The following is a 1,469-nucleotide window of genomic DNA, read 5'->3' on the forward strand; positions in this document are numbered from 1 at the left end:
GCGGCTACTTGTTCACTGGTGGCACGGCAACGGCCCGGCCAGGCTGTGTCGAGGTGCCCGGCGTGACGCTCTCTTTGCGGCTGCCCACCCGCTGGCGGGTGTGGCTCGACTTTGGCGTGTGGAGCGTCGGGCACCGCCCGGCGGGGTGAGGCTCAAGAAGGGTCTGTTCCACTCGAAGTAGCGCTGCCCTCCCCGTCCCAGAGCACCACCTCGACGACGGAGAGGCTGCCCACCATGGGACACGTGATCATCGGGATGGACCCGCACAAACGCTCAGCGACCATCGAGGTCCTCGATCGGCGGGAGCGGGTCCTGCTGGCGGGACGGTTCACCACCGACACCGCCGGCTACAAGGACATGCTCACCGCCGGCCGCGTCTTCACCCAGCGGACGTGGGCCGTTGAGGGCGCGAACGGCATCGGCAAGCACCTCGCGCAGCGGCTCATCGCCGACGGCGAGGCCGTCGTGGACGTTCCGGCGAAGCTGTCCGCTCGGGCTCGGGTCTTCTCCACCGGTCAGGGCCGCAAGACCGACGCCACCGACGCGCACTCCATCGCCGTCGTCGCTCTCAGAACGTCGGATCTGCGCCGCGTCACGGTCGATGGTGATCATGTCGCGCTACGCCTGCTGGCGGATCGTCGTGATGAGCTCGGGGTTCGTAGGACCGACACCGTCAACCGGCTGCACCGGCTGCTGCTGGAGTTGATCCCCGGCGGGGCCAAGACGTGGTTGTCTGCAGCGCAGGCAAAGACGCTGCTCGCCTCCGTCCGGCCCAGGGACCTCGTCGGCAAGACCCGGCGGGCTCTGGCAGTGGAGATGGTCACCGACATCGCGGCGCTGGACAAGAAGATGAAGGCCGCCGACAAGCAGCTCACCGAGCTCATCCAGGCGACCGGTTCGGGGCTGATGGGCCTGCACGGGATCGGGCCGGTCACCGCCGCCCGGATCCTCGGCGATGTCGGCGACATCGCCCGCTTCCCGACCAAGGGCCACTTCGCGTCCTGGACGGGCACCGCCCCGATCGACGCCTCCAGCGGCGACGTGGTCCGCCACCGCCTCTCCCGATCCGGGAACCGCAGGCTGAACCGGGTCCTGCACATCATGGCGATCGCCCAGCTGCGCACCCCGACCGAGGGTCGGGCCTACTTCGACCGCAAGGTCGCTGCCGGTAAGTCACGCATGGAGGCCCTGCGCTGTCTGAAGCGGCGCCTCTCCGATGTGGTCTATCGCCAGCTCGTGGCCGACGCCACCGGCCACCAGCAGGACGACGGAGGCCAAGCCGCAGAGCTAGACGTCGTCGCCGTCGAGGAGCTGGTGACGGGTCCGGGAGGACAAGTGGGGGCGTCTACTGGCTCCAGCGCGGCCGGCTCGGATCCCCACACCGGCCCTTCGGAGAAGTCACTTCCCGGACCCGCCACACCCAGCATCCCCACCTCGACTGCCGCCCCGCAAGACCCCGTCTTGACTTA

The 1,469-nt window shown here is 69.2% G+C and carries 1 protein-coding gene; it reads left to right on the forward strand.

Annotation, left to right across the window (positions count from 1 at the left end):
- Positions 1-234: 234 nt before the first annotated feature.
- The coding region (locus CLV92_RS20785) for an IS110 family RNA-guided transposase (RefSeq protein WP_104435991.1) at positions 235-1,469 on the forward strand (1,235 nt) is incomplete at its 3' end.

Origin of the sequence: Kineococcus xinjiangensis, assembly GCF_002934625.1 — a bacterium.
Lineage (GTDB): Bacteria > Actinomycetota > Actinomycetes > Actinomycetales > Kineococcaceae > Kineococcus_A > Kineococcus_A xinjiangensis.